We start from the raw sequence: 15,152 nt of genomic DNA on the forward strand, positions 1-15,152 counted from the left end.
GCCGTCGGTCGGCGGGTCACGACACGTCGCGAGGCGAACGCCGACCGGTCACGAACTGTCGACTGCCGACCCGCCGACCGACACTTCGCGACCACCCCACGGACCTGAGCGGCATGTCCTGACCGCTCGCACCTGCCCGCCGGGAGGCCCGTGGCGGCCTGGCACCGCGCCTCCCGTCCGTCGGTCAGTCGGTCCGTCGGTCCGTCGGTCCGTCGGCCGATCCGTCGGCCGGTCACGACACGTCGCGAGGCGAATGCCGACCGGTCACGAACTGTCGGCCACCGACCCGGCGACCGACAGATCGCGACCACCCCACGGACCTGAGCGGCACGTCCTGACCGCCGCTCCCGCCCCTCAGTCGGCGGTGATGACCTTCACCGAGCCCGCGACGACCGCGGCGTCCTCGGCGAGCGCGACGACCGGGTCGGGAAGTCCCGTGCTCCCGACGAGCTTGCGCGCGCCCCAGCCGACGAAGCTGCCGACGAGGGCGCCGACGCCACCGAGGATCGCGCCCTCGATGCGCAGGTCGCGCTTGCCGGTGGTGCCGAGGGCCGCACCGGCGAGGGCACCGGACGCGACGCGACCGAGCAGCGCAGAGGGGGCGATGCGATTCGGGGTCTTCGGCAGCTTGTCGCCGATGAGCTCACCGACCGCGGACGCCACGAGCAGCCCACGGCCGAGCGGGGTGCTGAAGACCTTCCACTGCTGCCACGACCCCTTCAACGAGGACCGGTCGTGGTTCAGTGCGAGGACGGCGAGCGGGGTGGCGCTCCGGCCGCCGCTCATGATGCCGAGGACCAGGGTGCGGACCAGGGTGTGCTGCTCGTGCTGCTTGCTCATCGTGACTCCTGTCGTGTTGCCCCCGACGGTACGCACGGTGCCCCCGGGTGTTCCGAGCATCGCAGGCGACGAGCGACGAGCGGACGTCCCGCGTTCCCCGGGCACGGAGCCGCCCCGAGTAGCGTCCGGACCATGAGCAACGTCATCGTCTTCGGCGGCCACGGCAAGGTCGCACTCCTCGCCACCCGCATCCTGTCCGAGCGCGGGCACACCGTCACCTCCGTCATCCGGAACGCCGACCAGTCCGACGAGATCCGGGCGCACGGCGGCGAACCGCACGTCGCGGACATCCAGCAGCAGTCCCTGAACGACTTCGCCGAGCTCGTGCGCGGGCACGACGCGGTGGTGTGGTCGGCCGGTGCCGGTGGCGGTTCCGTCGAGCGCACCTGGGCCATCGACCGCGACGCCGCGGTGCTCTCGATCCAGGGGGCGAAGCAGGCCGGGGTCGACCGCTACGTGATGGTGTCGTTCTCCGGCTCGCAGCTCGACCACGGGGTCCCGCAGGACCAGGACTTCTTCGCCTACGCGCAGTCCAAGATGATCGCCGACGCCGTGCTCCGCGACTCCGGGTTGCAGTGGACGATCGTCGCCCCGAGCACCCTGACCGATGACGAGCCGACCGGGTCCGTCGACTGGGACGGCACGTCGAGCCAGGTGCCGCGCGGTGACGTGGCGCACGTGGTCGCGGACGTGGTCGAGAACCCGGGCACGGCCGGCAACACCTTCCGGTTCAACGAGGGGTCGACCCCGGTGGCGGAGTTCCTGCGCGCCGACGCGGTCTGAGCAAGACCTCCAGCCCCACAGACAGACGAACGGGGTCGCGGCGGTTCTCCGCCGCGGCCCCGTCGTTGTCCCAGGAGCGCATCGAGCTCAGTAGAGCGTCGAGATGCCCGTCATGTCGCCACGGCCGAGCGTGCGGCCGCCGAGCTCGCAGTAGCCGCCGGACGGCTCCATGACCTGACCGGTACCGGTGGCGACGTGGTCGAGCCCGTACAGGTGGCCCCACTCGTGCGTCGCGACGACCTGGGTGTCGAAGCGGGCGCCCGAGCAGGTGGCCGTCGAGCTCCACTTGAAGCCGGTGGCGTAGCGCTGGTCGGCCTCACGGGCGTTGCCGTTGCCGTCGAACCAGACGCACGTGACCCCGAGGGTGCCGGTGGGGAGCTTGCCCCAGCCCATCACGTTGTACCCGTTGTTCCGCGAGCAGCCGCCCTGGTCGGTGAGGTTCGGCTTCTGGGTCGCGAGGCGCAGGTAGTCGTTCTTCGCCGTCGACGTCACCGTGCGGTCGCAGGCCGAGATGGTGCCGTTCCACGCGTTCGCGCCCTTGCGCAGGGCGTCCTTGGCGTAGGTCGACTTCTGGCCGGTCTGGTTGTAGTACCACTTGACCGTGCTCGCCCAGCTGTAGCCGGACGCCTTCCACGCCGTGCTCGTGCACTTCGTGGTCGCAGCGGTCGTCGCGGCGGGCTCCTGCGCGGTCGCGGCCTGGCTCTGCGCACGTTCCTGCTGGACGGCGGGAGCGGACCCGCGCCATGCCTCGTCCACGCGGACGGCGACGCCGGCGGAGCCGTTGTTCGCGATGAGGACGTCGGCGAGCTCGGGCGCGCCCGGCGCCGAGGTGCTGCTCGCCATCACGCTCTCACCCGGTGCGGGGAGCGCGAAGGTGCGGCCGTCGGGCGTGACGACCGTGCCGGACGTCGCGGTGCAGCCGCTCTCGAGCGTCTGCACCGACAGGGTCCCCGGGGCGCAGCTCGCGCCGGTCCCCGGGGTCGCCGCCTGGGCGGGTGCTGCGGTGATGGTGAGCCCGGCGAGGATCGCGACGATCGCCCCGGTGCTGAGTGCGTTCCTGACAGGACGCATGGTTCCCTTCCAGCGGCGGGCGACGTGCCCCCCGTTCCTGATCCGGGTCCATGGTCGCTGATGACCCAGCGCCGGGTCCAGGGCTGCGCTGCGGGGACATGCCCCCAGTCAGGGGCGACGCTCAGGCGAACTGCGCGTAGAAGCGCTCCGGTGCATCGGCGAGCGATGCCTTCACCATCCGGCTCCAGTCGTCGACGACGACCTCGGCCGCACCGCGCTCGACGCCGTCCAGCGCGGCCCGCGCCACGTCGGCCGGGTCGACCTTCGGCCCCTCGTAGCCGTCCATCATGTCGGTGTCCGCCGCCCCGAGGTGCAGCCCCTGCACGCTGATCCCCTTGCCTGCGAGCTCGAGCCGGACGGCGTTCGTCAGGTTCCACTCGGCGGCCTTCGCCGCCGCGTACGCGCCGGATCCCGGGTAGACGAACCAGGACAGTGCGGACAGGACGTTCACGATGCCGCCGCCACCGTTCCGCTCGATCACCGGCGCGAACGCCCGGATCATCGCGAGGTTCCCCCAGTAGTGCGTGTCCATCTCGCGGCGCGCATCGGTGAGGTCGTCGGTGAGCAGCGAGCCCGTCGTCGAGATGCCGGCGTTGTTCACGAGCAGGGTGACGTCGCCCGCGGCGGCGGCCGCCGCCTCGACCGATGCCTGGTCGGTGATGTCGAGCGGCAGCGCCACGACGCCCTCGATGTCCACGAGCTCGGGTCGACGTGCGGTCGCGTAGACCTTGGTGGCGCCGCGCTCCAGCAGCTGCAGCGCGAAGCGGCGTCCGATGCCCCGGTTCGAGCCCGTGACGAGTGCGACCGATCCAGCGATGTCCATGGTGTCTCCTCCTGCCGCGCGGGTGTCTCCCGCAGCGGCTCGGCTACGCTAAGACCTCACACCCATGTCAGGGGCAAGCCCGGATCGGAGTCCACATGCGCATCGGTGACCTCGCAGCCGCGACCGGCGTCAGCGTCCGCTCGCTGCGGTACTACGAGGAGCAGGGACTGCTCACCGCGTCGCGCACCGCGAGCGGGCAGCGGACCTACACGGACGCAGCCGTGGAGCGGGTCCAGCTCGTGCAGCAGCTGTTCGCCGCCGGGCTCGCGAGCCGCACGATCGTGCAGCTCTTGCCGTGCGTCGACCGCGGGGAGTCGACGCCGGAGTCGTTCGCGCTCCTCCTCGCGGAGCGGGACCGGATCACCGCGCAGCTGGCCGAGCTCGAGGCGGTCCGCGGGCGCCTCGAGCAGGTCATCGCGATCACCGAGCACCCCACCGCCGAGCACTGCCCGGCACTGCGTGACCGACCTGCGGAGCCGGTCGCGGCCTGAGACACCACCCCAGGACGGACGGGAGGCCCGTGGCGGGTCCGCCACGGGCCTCGCGTCCCGAGCGGGTCGCTGACGACGCTCGCACCACCAGCGCGTGGCGCGAGCGCAGCACGCCCGGTGTCGCCGGGGCACCCTCCTCGAGCTGGGCGACGAGCACCCCGACGGCCGTCGCCGCTGTGCGGTCGAAGTCGGCCGACACCGTGGTCAACGCCGGGGTGGAGTACGCCGACTCCTCGATGTCATCGAACCCGACGACCGCGACGTCGTCCGGCACGGTCCGGCCCGCCAGCTGCAGCGCGCTCATCGCCCCGAGTGCCAGCGCGTCGTTGCAGCAGACGATCCCGTCGACCGGCACCCCGGCCTCCAGGAGCTGTCGTGCAGCCGCCGCCCCCTCGGCCCGGTGCCACAGCGCGGTCGGCACGACGCGCTCGGGCGCGAACGGCACGCCGTGGTCGTCGAGTGCCTCGCGGTAGCCCCGCAACCGCTCCTGCGCCGTGCGCACCGGGCCCGCCGGATCGGAACCGATGAACGCGATCGAACGACGACCGGCGTCGAGCAGGTGGGTGGTCGCGTCGCGCAGGGCGTCGGCGTTCGACATCGCGATGAACGGCACGGGTGCGTCCGGGATCGGCTCACCGAGCACGACCAGGGGGAACTTCACCTCGAGTGCGGCGGCGTCGCTCGGACGGACGGTCAACGGGCTGTAGATGATGCCGTCGATGGAGTGCTCGCGCATCCGGGTGATCGCGTCCGCCTCGCGCACGCCGCTCGCGGTCTGCTCGATCAGCACCGTGTAGCCCACGGCGCCGGCAGCGCGGATGACGGCATCGGCGAGTTCGGCGAAGTACGCCTGCCGCAGCTCCGGCACCGCGAGGCCGAGCACCTTGGAGCGTCCCGCGCGGAAGTTGCGGGCCGAGACGTTGAGCTCGTAGCCGAGCTCGTCGACGGCGGCCATCACGCGGTCACGGGTGCGGACGGAGACGTGTTCGTAGCCGGACAGCACGTTCGAGACGGTCTTCTTCGAGACACCTGCAACGGCGGCGACGTCGCTCATCGTGGGTGGAGAGCGGTGCCCCTGCGCCATCGGGCGCCCCCCTCACGTGTGCGGACTGCGTTGGGCAGGACGCTACCGCACCAGCGTGGTGCGGACCGGACGGGAGGCCCGTGGCGGGCCCGCCACGGGCCTCCCGTCCGGTCAGGCGCCGGTCTGCTCCGTCGGCGCGGCCACGGGCTTCGACTGGCTCGACCCTCGTTGCCGCAGGGACACGGTGGCGATCACCATCACCGAGATGACCAGGAACTCCGACTGCCAGTTCTGCATCGACTCGAACCAGAACTGGCTCGTGCCCAGGTAGCCCCACGCCGAGACGACGCTGTCACCGTGTTCGAGCTGCTCCTCGTTGTAGGCCGCAGCGCCTCCGATCACGTGCCCGACGACACTGCCGAGGAACAGCACCGCGAACAGGATCAGCAGGGAGTTCTCGTACAGCACGAGCACGATCCCGCCCCGGCGCACCGGCCACGGCGCCTTCGGGTCGTCGGCGTGCTCCCGGGGGTCATCGTCCTGCGGGCTCTGTTCGTCCAGGGGCTCGGACTCGCTCGACCCCTTCTGGAACAGGAACACCGTGAACACGATGTACGCGCCCATCTGCAGGAACTCGCTCTCCCAGTTCTCGAAGGTCGCCTCGGCGAAGTCCCCGCTCGTCAGGAAGCCCCAGAGCGACACGGCCGCCTCGCCGTGCTGCAGCGCGTCCGCCACGGACACCCGCCACCCGGAGAACACCATGCCGACGAAGCACACGACGAAGACGGCGACGTTCGCGAGGAGCAGGTCGTGCCGTCGCACGCGCCGCCACCCACTCGATCCGTTGTGCAGGCCGAGGGTCACCGGGTCCTCCGTTCGTCGCGTCGACGCCATCCTCGTCCGGGCGCGACGAACGCCTTCGCAGGAGCACCCGACCGGTCGCGGTGGTTCCGTCAGCGACTCAGAGCGTGATGCCGGTGGCCTCGGCGAGCGCGTCGAGCAGTTCGGTGCGGAACCGCTGGTCGGCGACCGCCGGGTGCGGTTCCTGCCGCTCTCCGTGGAACCAGTAACCACCTGTCACGGTTTGGTCCGGGTCGGTCGCGAGCATCTCCTGCGTGCGGTGTCCCAGCTCGAAGTCGTCGGGAGCGCCGGCCCCGCCCATCTTGGTCGCCACCCAGCCCGGGTCGACGGCGTTGCTCAGCACGCCCGGGCGTCGGAGCGGCACCTCGGCGGCGAGTGCCGTCACGAACAGCTTCGTGTCGGAGTACGAGTTCGTCTCCGACGCGCCGGTCCAGTCGATGGTATCCAGGCGCGGACGGCCGCCCCGGTGCATCCCGCTGCTCAGGTACACGTGCCGCTCCGGCGAGCGCAGCAACGCGGTGAACAGGTAGGGCGCCACGACGTTGACGGGCACCAGGGAACGGCCCGAGATCACGCCGGCGTTGTGCACGACGGCGTCGAGCGGGGTGCCGGCGTCGAGCTGGCGAGCGGTGGCGATCACGGCGTCGCGGTCCGCCAGGTCGGCGACGACGAGTTCGGCGCCGCGCTCCACCAGGTCGGCGACCGCCTCGGCGCGGGCCGTGTTGCGCGCGTGGACGACGACGTCGTGTCCGCTGCGGAGCAGCGAGTCGGCAGTCCCCCGCCCGAGGCCGTCGGTGGATCCGGTGACGAGGATGCGTGCCATCCGCCCATCATGCGCCCGGCCGCTGCGGCGGGTCCGGCAGGTGGACGGGCAACGGTCGGACGGGAGGCACGGTGCGGGCCCGCCACGGGCCTCCTGTCTGGTTCACGGGCTGGCCACAGGCCCGCGGTACGGTCGCTGCATGAGCAGCTTCCTCGAGCCCGTCGACGCCGTCGGCGTCGGTGACGCGACGATCGTGCCGGACGCCACACGACCGGTCGCGGCGGTCGTCACGGGCGACGACGTGCGGTGGGTGACGTGGCCGGACGCGCCGTTGCCGGACGGTGCGGTCGACGAGGTCGGGGTCCTCGCGACCGACGGGGGCGCCTGGGTGGTCTACCTGTCGCGCGAGGACGCTGAAGGCGACCTCGACACAGAGTCGCGGACGGCCGTGCACGTCACGCCGGCCGGGGTGACGTGCGCGGTCGACCTCGGGGATCGACGCGTGCTCGGGGCGGACGTCGAGGGGCTGTGGATCGGCGACCCGCGTGACGCGTCGATGTGGATGGGTGAGGACGAGGACTCCGAGGATCCGGAGGACGACGAGGCGGTCGAGGACGACGACGGGGACTCGGACGACCCGCTCGACGGCGTCGACCCGGAGACCCTGCCGTGGGCGCCGTCCGAGCCGTTCTGGCCGTCGCCGGAGCAGTGGGCGGCGACGCTCGCTGCCGGCGAGGAGCCGGAGGACGACGACCCCGAGCTGCTGGACGACGATGACGACGATGGGCCCCGGTACTGGAGCGTCAGCTTCGGCGGCGTCGAGGGCGGCTTCGTCCCGCCGCCTGAACCGCAGGCGGAACCCGCTCCGCCCCTGCCGACCCCGCCGACTGAACTGGTGCTCGTCCGGACCGACGGCAGCCGGACGACGATCGCCGTCGACCACCTGGTCGAGGACGTCCGCCGCACGGGCTCGGTCCTCACCATCCGGTACGCACCGACCGGTCCGCGACGGGACCCCGACGCGTCCGTGTTCCGAAGCATCGTCTACGTGTCCCGGGAGGTCGACCTCGACGTGAGCGGCGGCCTGCCCGCCACCGTGACCACGGAGGACCTGCCGTCCCGCCCCGCGGGCGACGAGGACGAGACGTCGTGGGAGGACGAACAGGAGCGTCTGGAAGCAGCCCTCGCGCCGTGGACGGAGCGGTTCGACCTGACCGACGTCGAGGGCGCGCACTGGCCGCTGCACGACCTGGACGCTGCCGCACGGGAGCGCGCGGTCGCGGACCTCGTGGCCGTGTTCGAAGCCCTCGACCAGCCCGGCATCCTGTGGACCCGCGACCACCCCGAGCCCCGCCGGTCGGCGAGCGACTACCGGGCGGTCGACGTCACCGTCGAGGGGGAGTGGCCGGCGACCGAGCTCGTGGTGTCGTTCGAGCACCGCGCCGTGCCGTACCTGCGGCTCCGCCGGCGCTACCGGGTGTTCGACGACGCCGGGCACGTGGAGGACTGGACGTACGTCACGGTGCACCTGGAGGAGGAGATCGCCACCGGCCACATCGCTGACCGGTCGGACGCGGTGGACGGAGTGCTCGACATCTGACGGGTGTCGTGCTGCCGGTCAGTGCACCGTCAGACCTCGGCGACGGCGCGCAGCTCGCGTGCCACGGCGTTCAGGTCCGCGATCAACCCGTCCGCCCGGTCGGCGTCCTCCGGAGCAGGCGCCCCCGCATCACGCCCCTTGCTGCTCGGCCACGGTGCCCACACCGGGGCGGCGACCGTCAGCAGGTCGTCACGGGACCATCCGTGCTCGAGCAGCTCCCGCGCATGGTCCACGCGCGCCCGTACCCGCGCGGCGGACGGATCGCCGTGACCGGTGAGGAACGCGACGAGCCGGTCGCCCCGGACGACGTAGCGCCGGAGCTGGTCACGTCGATCACGCTCGTCGTACCGGCCGCCGTGCAGCACGTGTCGGCGCAGCCATCCCATGTTCCGATGATCCCACCCCCCGTTCAGCCCGCTGGTCCTGTACGTTTCCTGTGTCGACAATCCCTGACTAGAGAGGACGCGGCGCCATGAGTGACGGCACGCCCCAGTTCAACCAGCAGAACCCGAACCCCTACGCCGGCGGCGGACCACAGCCGTACGGTGCGCCCATGCAGCCGTCGTCCGACCGCTTCAACGTCATGGCGATCGTCGGGTTCGTCCTGGCCTTCGTGGTGAACATCGCCGGCCTGGTCGTGTCGATCATCGCCCTCTCGCAGATCAAGAAGACCGGGGAGCGCGGCCGCGGCCTGGCCCTCGCTGGCGTCATCATCAGCGCCCTGTCGGTCGTGTTCGGCATCCTGTGGATCATCCTCGTGATCACAGCCGTCGCGAACGCCCCGGCGGGCAGCACCACCGGCTACTGACGCGCACCAGCACCAGCACCAGACCGGAGGCCCGTGGCAGCTCGCCACGGGCCTCCGGTGTGTCCGGGGTCGGTTCCGGAGACGCGGCCTCAGCCGATGACGCCGGTGTGCTCCAGCACGATGTTCAGGCCGATCAGGATCAGCACGACACCACCCGCGATCTCCGCCGGCTTGCCGAAGCGGGCGCCGACACGGCGACCGACCAGGACCCCGACGAACGACAGCACCGCGGTGGTGATCCCGATGAGCAGCACCGCGCCGCCGATCGACACGGGCAGGAACGCCAGGGTGACCCCGACCGCCAGGGCGTCGATGCTGGTCGCGACCGCGAGCACGAGGAGCTCCCGGACCGGCAGCCGATCGGTGTCCTGCTCGGTGTCCTCGTGCTTCGAGAACGCCTCCCACAGCATCTTCCCGCCGATCAGCGCGAGCAGCCCGAACGCGACCCAGTGGTCGAAGGCCGCGATGTACTGCGCGAACGCGGACCCGAGCAGCCAGCCGATCAGGGGCATCACCGCCTGGAACACCCCGAACGTCAGCGCGATCACGATCGCGTGCCGCACGTCGAAGCGCTTCATGTGCAGGCCCTTGCCGAGGGCGACGGCGAAGGCGTCTGCGGAGACGCCGAGCGCGATGAGGAAGAGGGCCCAGAACGACATGGGAACGGCGCCTTTCGAGAGGGTCGGACGGAGACGCCGACGTCTCAGGACCTGACGATCCTGGCACGGTCCGGGGCACGAAAAGGCCTGATCAGCGGGATTCGTCGCGCCGAATCTGGGGGTTGGTGGGCCCGGTCCGCCAACCCGGCCCACGTCGTCGACGTGACCAGTGGACGGACTGGAGGCCCGTGGCGGCGCCGCGATGCGCCTCCAGGCCGGCAGTCAGTGCGTCAGGAACCTGCGGCCGCGTGCGCGGCGATCTGGCTGGCCGTCAGTTCGGTGCTGTAGACGGCGGCGTACCGCATGGACCCGGTGAAGTACGGGTTGCTGGAAGCACCCGGCCAGCCGCTGACGACGTCGTAGCCGATGCGGAAGTACCCGGTGAAGTTCTCGGCGGTCGTGAAGGCCGCGTTCGACGCGACGAGCTTGCCGTCGACGGACAGGCGCATGCCGTTGGTCGGCGACATCGTCGTCACCACGTGGTGCCAGCTGCCGTCGGTGTACGACCTCGGCGACGTGAGCACCTGCGTGGCGCTGCCGGTGTAGGTACCGAAGGCGAGCTGCCCCGTGGTGGTCAGGTAGAGCTTCCGGTCGTGCTGGCTCGACGCGCCGGTCTGGCTGCTCCCGAAGCCGATGAGCATGCCGCCCGCGACGGTCGTGCGGAACCAGACCTCCTCGCTGAAGGTCGTCGGGTTCGCGACCGAGCGGGGGGTCGAGACGTAGCTGGTGGAACCGTTCAGCGCGTAGGCGCTACCGCTGTCACGTGGGCAGGCGTTCGGACTCGGCGTGGTCGCGGTCATGGTGCCCTGGTAGGTGCCGTTGGAGCCGCGACCCGACCAGTCGGTCGCGGTCTTCGACCCCGAGGCCTCGGTCAGGCGGTAGGCGAACAGCGCGTTCGCGGTGTCGGCGCCGACCGCACCCGTGCACGTGAAGTACGGCGCGGTCGCCGCGGTGTTCGTGCTGTTCGTCACACGTGCGCTGAAGGCCGAGCGGGTCGGCGCGAACTGGTTGAGCAGGACGACGACGGCCAGGGCGACCACGAGCAGGACGGCGACGACGCGGCCGTCGCGCAGGCGACCGAGGATCACGAGGGACGCACCGCCTCGACACGGCCGACCGCCAGGCAGGCCACGAGCGGCACCAGGCACACGGCGATCAGGGCGACCCAACCCAGGGGGTCGAGGTCGATGTTCGACATGAGCTGGTAGTTCCCGTGCTCCGTGAGCTCGTGGATGACGACGCGCCCGACCTCGCCGTCGACCAGGTGGACGCTGTTGCCGCCGTGGGCGTCGATGCGGACCGGGAAGATCCCGGACGAGACCACGGTCGCCTCGACCCCGTTCGGGCTCGACGTGTTCGTGATCGTCGTCACGTTGACGAACGGCTTGAACACGAAGGCCGCGTACGCGGCCGTGAGGGCGCCGCCGGTGATCCGCAGGCATGTGCGGGTCACCCGGTCGGTGAACGCGCTGGTCAGGGTCAGGATGATCAGCGTGCCGATGAGCAGGACCGAGGCGGCCCGGAACAGCCACCCGAGGTGCGGGACCAGGAGCGCCGGGGTGCCGATGACGTCCGCCTGGGTGAGCGTCCACGGGTCGATCGCGCCGTTGACGTCACCACGGGTGTGGAGCCCACCGTCCGCGTCGATCGACACGATGCGGTGCGTGTAGACGACGTCCGGGTTGGCGGAGGTCTCGAACGAGACGATCTCGCCGACCCGCAGGGTGGAGGCGTCCACCGGCAGGTCGAGCACGAGGGTGCCGACCGGGGCAGCCTCGCCCATCGAGGGGGTCTCGACGACGAACCAGCGGCCGCCGGCGGAGAGGAACAGGACGGCGGCGGTGAGCAGGAGTGCAGCGATCGCGGCGACCGCCCACGCCAGGACGGTCTCGGAGCGGGTGACCTGGCGGCCGCGCAGGACCGGGCGGTCGAGCATGCCGCTGAGCGGCATCGCTGCGGTCTGGCTCATGGGTGCTGCTCCGGGGGTTCAGGGAAACGGCGACGCTCGACCGGAGGGGGGTCGGCCGAGCGTCGCCGGTCTGGGGAGTGGTGATGGGGACCGGATCGGGCCGGATCAGGCCGTGAACGTCCAGGTCATCGGGACCGAGGCGGCAAGGCCCTGGTAGGTGTTGCCGGCCGAGGAGTCCAGGGTCACCGCGAAGTTGAACGGGACGCTCGCGCCGGCGGCCGGGGCCTGCGGCATCGTGATGGCCGACGCGGCCGCACCCTTGAAGCTGGCGAGGGTGCCGCTGAACACGGTGGTCGAGCCAGAGGTGACGACGAGGTTCATCTTGGCGCACAGGTCGGTCGCGGTGCCGTTGGCCGAACCGTTTGCCGACTGGGTGCACGTGGCGCCCGGGTTCAGCGTGAAGGTGCTGGCGTTCGCGGTGCCGGTGTTCTTGATCGAGATCGCGGTGTTGACCGTGTTGCCCGGGGTCATCGTCGTGCTGCCGCCGAACTTGTTGATCGTCGAACAGGTCGCCGAGTTCGTCGAGACCGAGCCGCCGTCGGTGCTGAGGCAGGTGACGGTGGCGCCGGCGTTCTGCTCCTGCATGATCAGCGTCCCGCTGGCGGCGGTGTTGCTGCTGTTGGTGATGCTCGCGGCGAATCCGGACAGGGTGCCGGTGAGCGAGAGGGAGAGCAGGACGGCGGCGAAGATGCCCGCGAGGAGGGCCACGGGGGCGAAGCGGATCCGCTTCAGTGCGGAGGTGCGGAGCTTGGTGGACACGGGGTACCTCTTCGTTCGGTGATGCTCAGTGGTCGGGGGGAGCAAGACATTCGGGCTGTTTTGCTTCAATGGTTAAGATAGTCAGTGATTGAGCATGTGTGCGACTCGTATACTTACCCCAGTGCGGGGGACGGCCCTTGTCCCCCCATCACCCGACCCGGAGGAAGACCGTCGTGACAGCAGCACGAAGCGGTGACAGCGCAGCCGAGCTCATGACCGCGTTCACCGCTGTGGTGCGCGCGAACGCGAGCCTGGTGAGTCAGCTGAGCGCTCGCGCGGGCGTGCACGAGAACGCGCTCCGGGCCATGGTGCTCATCAGCGACACCGGGTACTCCACGCCGACCGAGGTCGCCGGGTACCTGGGGCTGACCTCCGGTGCGGTGACGAACATGATCGACCGGATGAGCGCCGCCGGGCTCCTCGAGCGCGCACCGAACCCGGCCGATCGCCGAGGATCACTGCTGCGGCTGCTGCCCCCGGGCCATGTCGTCGTGTCGGACTACCAGGAGCGGTACGCGGCGATGCTCCGGGCCGTCGACGGGGCGCACAAGGGTGAACTGCACGAGGTGCTCAACGACCTGGCGACGAGTCTGTACGAGCAGGCTGCCGCTGCGTCCTGACCTTCCTGGTGGGGACCGAGGGTCTACCTGGCGAGGACCGCCCGTTCCTCGGTCGAGGTGAGGCCAGCACGGCGTTCCCGATCCGTCCCGCGGGCACGCTCGTCCTCGAACACCCGCACGACGGTGTCCCGGAGGGGTCTGGTCACCCCGCCGGCGTCGGTGAACGCCACTGCGGAGCGCTGCGCGAACCCCGCGTCCGACACCGGGATCCACAGGGGGAGTGATCGGGGGCCCGCCCAGTAGGCCACGTCGTGTGCAAGCAGGACGTCGTCGTCGACCGCGACGAGTTCGTCGTCGAACCCGGTGACCTCCGCCACGCACCGCAGGAAGTCGTGCAGCGGCACCGGTGCCCCGACAGCGTTGACCGTGCCGACGGACCCGTCGCGCCCCGCCCGGACGAGCCAGGAGGCGAGGTCCGCGACGTCGATCACCTGCACGAAGCGCTCCGCCGACGTCGGCACCAGCACGGGCCCGCCGCGATCGAGGCGTGCCGGCCAGTAGCCGAACAGGTCGCTGGGGTCACCCGGGCCGACGATCAACCCCGGGCGTGCGATGAGCAGCCGCGACCCGAGCCGGAGCCGCGTGGTGCGCTCGGCGAGGACCTTCGCGTCGGCGTAGGCGGACGGGTCCTTCGGCTCCACCAGCCGGGCGGACTCATCGGCGCCCGGTTCGTCGTTCTCCGCGTAGACGGAGACCGTGGACACCAGCGTCCAGTGGGCGGCCCGGTCGGCGAGGGCGTCGAGCGCCGGGGCGACGAGCTCGGGGGCGTGAGCGAGTTCGATGACCTCGTCCCAGGTGCCGGTGGCCGGTTCGTAGGCGCCGGGCAGGGACCGATCCGCCTGGACGAAGCGTGCACCCTCGGGAATGCTGCCGGTGGTGCCCCGGGCGAGGCACGTGACGTCGGCACCCTCGACCAACAGCTCGTCGACGATCGTCCGTCCGAGCCAGCCGGTTCCACCGAGCACCAGGACGCGTCGCGTGGGCTGCGGCATCAGACCGGCTCGAGTGCTCGCCGCTCGCCGGTGGGCAGCTCCACCCGGATGCGATCGCCCGGTCGGACCGTGCCACCGGTGAGCACGACGCTCATCACACCACCCTTGCGCTCGACGGTGCCGTCCTCGGCTCGTCCGAGCACCGCGCGGAGCAGCCCCGGTTCGAAGCCGTTGATCTGCTGGCAGGGGTTCCGCAGGCCGGTGACCCGGACGGAGGCGTCGTCGCCGAGGTGCAGCACCGTGCCCTCCGGCAGCCCGAGCAGGTCGATGCCGCTCGTCGTGACGTTCTCGCCCATCTGGCCCGGCTCGACGCTGAGCCCGGCCTCGGCGACCTCGTCGAACAGCTCGGCGTGGAGCAGGTGGACCTGTCGCAGGTTCGGCTGCGACGGGTCACGCGCGACCCGGGAGCGGTGCTGCACGGTCGTGCCGGCGTGAGCATCCCCCTCGATGCCCCACCCGGCGACCAGGGTCACCGCGTCGACCAACGGTTTGCTGAACCGGTGCTCGCCGTCCTTGCTGACCGCGACCACGCGCGGCTGGTCCTCGTCGTCCCCGCTCATGGGGCCGATTCTGCACCCATCGTCCGCGCGGCGCGAGTGCGGCGCAGTTCAGCGGCGCTTGCGCAGGGCAGTTCAGCGGCGCTTGCGCAGGGCGTTCGTGGACCAGAGCGAGATCGCGATGAGCACGGGCTGGAACAGCAGGCGGACGAAGCGCTTGGTGTCGGTGTCCAGACCGAAGCCGTCGCGGTGGTGCATCCACTGCGCGATGTTGCCCGGGAAGACCGCCAGGAAGAACACCGCGACGACCCACCCCACGGTCACCTGTCGCCGCGCCAGGAGCATCAGCGCAGCGCCGAGCGAGATCTCCACCACGCCGGACGCGATCACCGTGACGTCCGTCGGCAGCGGCACGAACTTCGGCACCTGCGCCTGGAACTCCTCGCGCGCGACCGTCAGGTGGCTGATGCCGGCCCACGTGAGCATCGCGCCGAACAGGATGCGGACGATGGTCCGGGGGCGGGTGGAGCGGACTGCGGGGGTGCGGGTTGCCATGGGGTGGTGCCTTTCATGGTCGTGGTGGGGTTCGGTG

Annotated in this window: 19 protein-coding genes; 5 read left to right on the plus strand and 14 right to left on the minus strand. The window is 71.2% G+C overall.

Translation table 11 applies throughout. From position 1 onward, the window contains the following. Nucleotides 1-354: 354 nt before the first annotated feature. Nucleotides 355-840 carry a DUF4126 family protein gene (locus BOSE127_RS03260; RefSeq protein WP_042539939.1) on the minus strand — a complete coding sequence of 162 codons (486 nt, stop codon included), beginning with the start codon at nt 838-840 and terminating at the stop codon, nt 355-357. A gap of 132 nt (nt 841-972) precedes the next feature. Between BOSE127_RS03260 and BOSE127_RS03265 the strand changes: the two genes are divergently transcribed. Then, nucleotides 973-1,623, plus strand: coding sequence for an NAD(P)H-binding protein (locus BOSE127_RS03265; protein WP_159556165.1), 651 nt, complete (start codon nt 973-975; stop codon nt 1,621-1,623). A gap of 87 nt (nt 1,624-1,710) precedes the next feature. Here BOSE127_RS03265 and BOSE127_RS03270 read toward each other — a convergent pair whose 3' ends face one another. Then, a complete protein-coding gene (locus tag BOSE127_RS03270) occupies nt 1,711-2,694 on the minus strand; it encodes a matrixin family metalloprotease (RefSeq protein WP_159556166.1) in 984 nt (327 codons plus the stop codon). A gap of 121 nt (nt 2,695-2,815) precedes the next feature. After that, entirely contained in the window at nt 2,816-3,517 is a 702-nt protein-coding gene (locus BOSE127_RS03275; protein WP_042539945.1) for an SDR family oxidoreductase, read from the minus strand. A 95-nt stretch (nt 3,518-3,612) separates the two neighbouring features. On the opposite strand from BOSE127_RS03275, the gene BOSE127_RS03280 reads away from it, so the two are divergent. Further along, nucleotides 3,613-4,008, plus strand: coding sequence for a MerR family transcriptional regulator (locus tag BOSE127_RS03280; RefSeq protein ID WP_159556167.1), 396 nt, complete (start codon nt 3,613-3,615; stop codon nt 4,006-4,008). On the opposite strand, the gene BOSE127_RS03285 is transcribed toward BOSE127_RS03280, so the two are convergent. From BOSE127_RS03285 to BOSE127_RS03295, 3 genes are all read right to left on the minus strand, one after another. Next, entirely contained in the window at nt 3,938-5,062 is a 1,125-nt protein-coding gene (locus tag BOSE127_RS03285) for a LacI family DNA-binding transcriptional regulator (RefSeq protein ID WP_159556168.1), read from the minus strand. The two genes, BOSE127_RS03280 and BOSE127_RS03285, sit on opposite strands and share 71 nt — an antisense overlap. Before the next feature lie 141 nt (nt 5,063-5,203). Then, complete coding sequence (locus BOSE127_RS03290) at nt 5,204-5,896, minus strand: DUF6766 family protein (RefSeq protein ID WP_236559487.1); 693 nt, start codon at nt 5,894-5,896, stop codon at nt 5,204-5,206. Between the two features lie 97 nt (nt 5,897-5,993). Next, nucleotides 5,994-6,716, minus strand: coding sequence for an SDR family NAD(P)-dependent oxidoreductase (locus tag BOSE127_RS03295; RefSeq protein WP_140448607.1), 723 nt, complete (start codon nt 6,714-6,716; stop codon nt 5,994-5,996). A gap of 139 nt (nt 6,717-6,855) precedes the next feature. On the opposite strand from BOSE127_RS03295, the gene BOSE127_RS03300 reads away from it, so the two are divergent. Next, complete coding sequence (locus BOSE127_RS03300) at nt 6,856-8,256, plus strand: hypothetical protein (protein WP_159556169.1); 1,401 nt, start codon at nt 6,856-6,858, stop codon at nt 8,254-8,256. Between the two features lie 29 nt (nt 8,257-8,285). Here the strand turns inward: BOSE127_RS03300 and BOSE127_RS03305 are convergent, their stop codons facing one another. Continuing rightward, nucleotides 8,286-8,642 carry a hypothetical protein gene (locus BOSE127_RS03305; protein WP_140448609.1) on the minus strand — a complete coding sequence of 119 codons (357 nt, stop codon included), beginning with the start codon at nt 8,640-8,642 and terminating at the stop codon, nt 8,286-8,288. A gap of 86 nt (nt 8,643-8,728) precedes the next feature. Between BOSE127_RS03305 and BOSE127_RS03310 the strand changes: the two genes are divergently transcribed. Then, entirely contained in the window at nt 8,729-9,064 is a 336-nt protein-coding gene (locus BOSE127_RS03310) for a DUF4190 domain-containing protein (RefSeq protein ID WP_017887855.1), read from the plus strand. 89 nt (nt 9,065-9,153) lie between these two features. Here BOSE127_RS03310 and BOSE127_RS03315 read toward each other — a convergent pair whose 3' ends face one another. The 4 genes from BOSE127_RS03315 to BOSE127_RS03330 form a co-directional block, all read right to left on the minus strand. Beyond that, nucleotides 9,154-9,723, minus strand: a complete 570-nt coding sequence (locus BOSE127_RS03315) for a manganese efflux pump MntP (RefSeq protein ID WP_017887854.1) — start codon at nt 9,721-9,723, stop codon at nt 9,154-9,156. Nucleotides 9,724-9,953: 230 nt separating this feature from the next. Next, nucleotides 9,954-10,811 carry a LamG domain-containing protein gene (locus BOSE127_RS03320; RefSeq protein WP_042539953.1) on the minus strand — a complete coding sequence of 286 codons (858 nt, stop codon included), beginning with the start codon at nt 10,809-10,811 and terminating at the stop codon, nt 9,954-9,956. Further along, nucleotides 10,808-11,692, minus strand: a complete 885-nt coding sequence (locus tag BOSE127_RS03325) for a S26 family signal peptidase (RefSeq protein ID WP_159556170.1) — start codon at nt 11,690-11,692, stop codon at nt 10,808-10,810. Before BOSE127_RS03325 ends, BOSE127_RS03320 begins: the two co-directional genes overlap by 4 nt. 105 nt (nt 11,693-11,797) lie before the next feature. Continuing rightward, nucleotides 11,798-12,451: a hypothetical protein gene (locus BOSE127_RS03330; RefSeq protein ID WP_017887851.1), complete on the minus strand. Its 654-nt coding sequence runs from the start codon at nt 12,449-12,451 to the stop codon at nt 11,798-11,800. Between the two features lie 173 nt (nt 12,452-12,624). Here BOSE127_RS03330 and BOSE127_RS03335 point away from each other — a divergent pair, with 173 nt between their 5' ends. Next, a complete protein-coding gene (locus tag BOSE127_RS03335; protein WP_139179589.1) occupies nt 12,625-13,071 on the plus strand; it encodes a MarR family winged helix-turn-helix transcriptional regulator in 447 nt (148 codons plus the stop codon). Nucleotides 13,072-13,094: 23 nt separating this feature from the next. Here the strand turns inward: BOSE127_RS03335 and BOSE127_RS03340 are convergent, their stop codons facing one another. The 3 genes from BOSE127_RS03340 to BOSE127_RS03350 all read right to left on the minus strand — a co-directional run bounded on the left by BOSE127_RS03340 (nt 13,095) and on the right by BOSE127_RS03350 (nt 15,115). Next, nucleotides 13,095-14,063, minus strand: a complete 969-nt coding sequence (locus BOSE127_RS03340; protein WP_159556171.1) for an NAD-dependent epimerase/dehydratase family protein — start codon at nt 14,061-14,063, stop codon at nt 13,095-13,097. Continuing rightward, the gene (locus BOSE127_RS03345) at nt 14,063-14,623 is read right to left on the minus strand and encodes an MOSC domain-containing protein (RefSeq protein ID WP_159556172.1); all 561 of its coding nucleotides are present in this window, start codon (nt 14,621-14,623) and stop codon (nt 14,063-14,065) included. The genes BOSE127_RS03340 and BOSE127_RS03345 overlap by 1 nt, the downstream gene beginning before the upstream one ends. Before the next feature lie 72 nt (nt 14,624-14,695). Further along, nucleotides 14,696-15,115, minus strand: coding sequence for a DoxX family protein (locus BOSE127_RS03350; protein WP_159556173.1), 420 nt, complete (start codon nt 15,113-15,115; stop codon nt 14,696-14,698). Nucleotides 15,116-15,152 lie beyond the last annotated feature (37 nt).

Source organism: Curtobacterium sp. 8I-2 (genome assembly GCF_902506155.1).
GTDB lineage: Bacteria > Actinomycetota > Actinomycetes > Actinomycetales > Microbacteriaceae > Curtobacterium > Curtobacterium poinsettiae.

What these genes read in the sequence shown, in the direction of transcription:
- BOSE127_RS03260 (WP_042539939.1), bottom strand. Translation starts at nt 840, where the DNA reads ATGAGCAAGCAGCACGAGCAGCACACCCTGGTCCGCACCCTGGTCCTC.
- BOSE127_RS03265 (WP_159556165.1), top strand. Translation starts at nt 973, where the DNA reads ATGAGCAACGTCATCGTCTTCGGCGGCCACGGCAAGGTCGCACTCCTC.
- BOSE127_RS03270 (WP_159556166.1), bottom strand. Translation starts at nt 2,694, where the DNA reads ATGCGTCCTGTCAGGAACGCACTCAGCACCGGGGCGATCGTCGCGATC.
- BOSE127_RS03275 (WP_042539945.1), bottom strand. Translation starts at nt 3,517, where the DNA reads ATGGACATCGCTGGATCGGTCGCACTCGTCACGGGCTCGAACCGGGGC.
- BOSE127_RS03280 (WP_159556167.1), top strand. Translation starts at nt 3,613, where the DNA reads ATGCGCATCGGTGACCTCGCAGCCGCGACCGGCGTCAGCGTCCGCTCG.
- BOSE127_RS03285 (WP_159556168.1), bottom strand. Translation starts at nt 5,062, where the DNA reads ATGAGCGACGTCGCCGCCGTTGCAGGTGTCTCGAAGAAGACCGTCTCG.
- BOSE127_RS03295 (WP_140448607.1), bottom strand. Translation starts at nt 6,716, where the DNA reads ATGGCACGCATCCTCGTCACCGGATCCACCGACGGCCTCGGGCGGGGG.
- BOSE127_RS03300 (WP_159556169.1), top strand. Translation starts at nt 6,856, where the DNA reads ATGAGCAGCTTCCTCGAGCCCGTCGACGCCGTCGGCGTCGGTGACGCG.
- BOSE127_RS03305 (WP_140448609.1), bottom strand. Translation starts at nt 8,642, where the DNA reads ATGGGATGGCTGCGCCGACACGTGCTGCACGGCGGCCGGTACGACGAG.
- BOSE127_RS03310 (WP_017887855.1), top strand. Translation starts at nt 8,729, where the DNA reads ATGAGTGACGGCACGCCCCAGTTCAACCAGCAGAACCCGAACCCCTAC.
- BOSE127_RS03315 (WP_017887854.1), bottom strand. Translation starts at nt 9,723, where the DNA reads ATGTCGTTCTGGGCCCTCTTCCTCATCGCGCTCGGCGTCTCCGCAGAC.
- BOSE127_RS03325 (WP_159556170.1), bottom strand. Translation starts at nt 11,692, where the DNA reads ATGAGCCAGACCGCAGCGATGCCGCTCAGCGGCATGCTCGACCGCCCG.
- BOSE127_RS03340 (WP_159556171.1), bottom strand. Translation starts at nt 14,063, where the DNA reads ATGCCGCAGCCCACGCGACGCGTCCTGGTGCTCGGTGGAACCGGCTGG.
- BOSE127_RS03345 (WP_159556172.1), bottom strand. Translation starts at nt 14,623, where the DNA reads ATGAGCGGGGACGACGAGGACCAGCCGCGCGTGGTCGCGGTCAGCAAG.
- BOSE127_RS03350 (WP_159556173.1), bottom strand. Translation starts at nt 15,115, where the DNA reads ATGGCAACCCGCACCCCCGCAGTCCGCTCCACCCGCCCCCGGACCATC.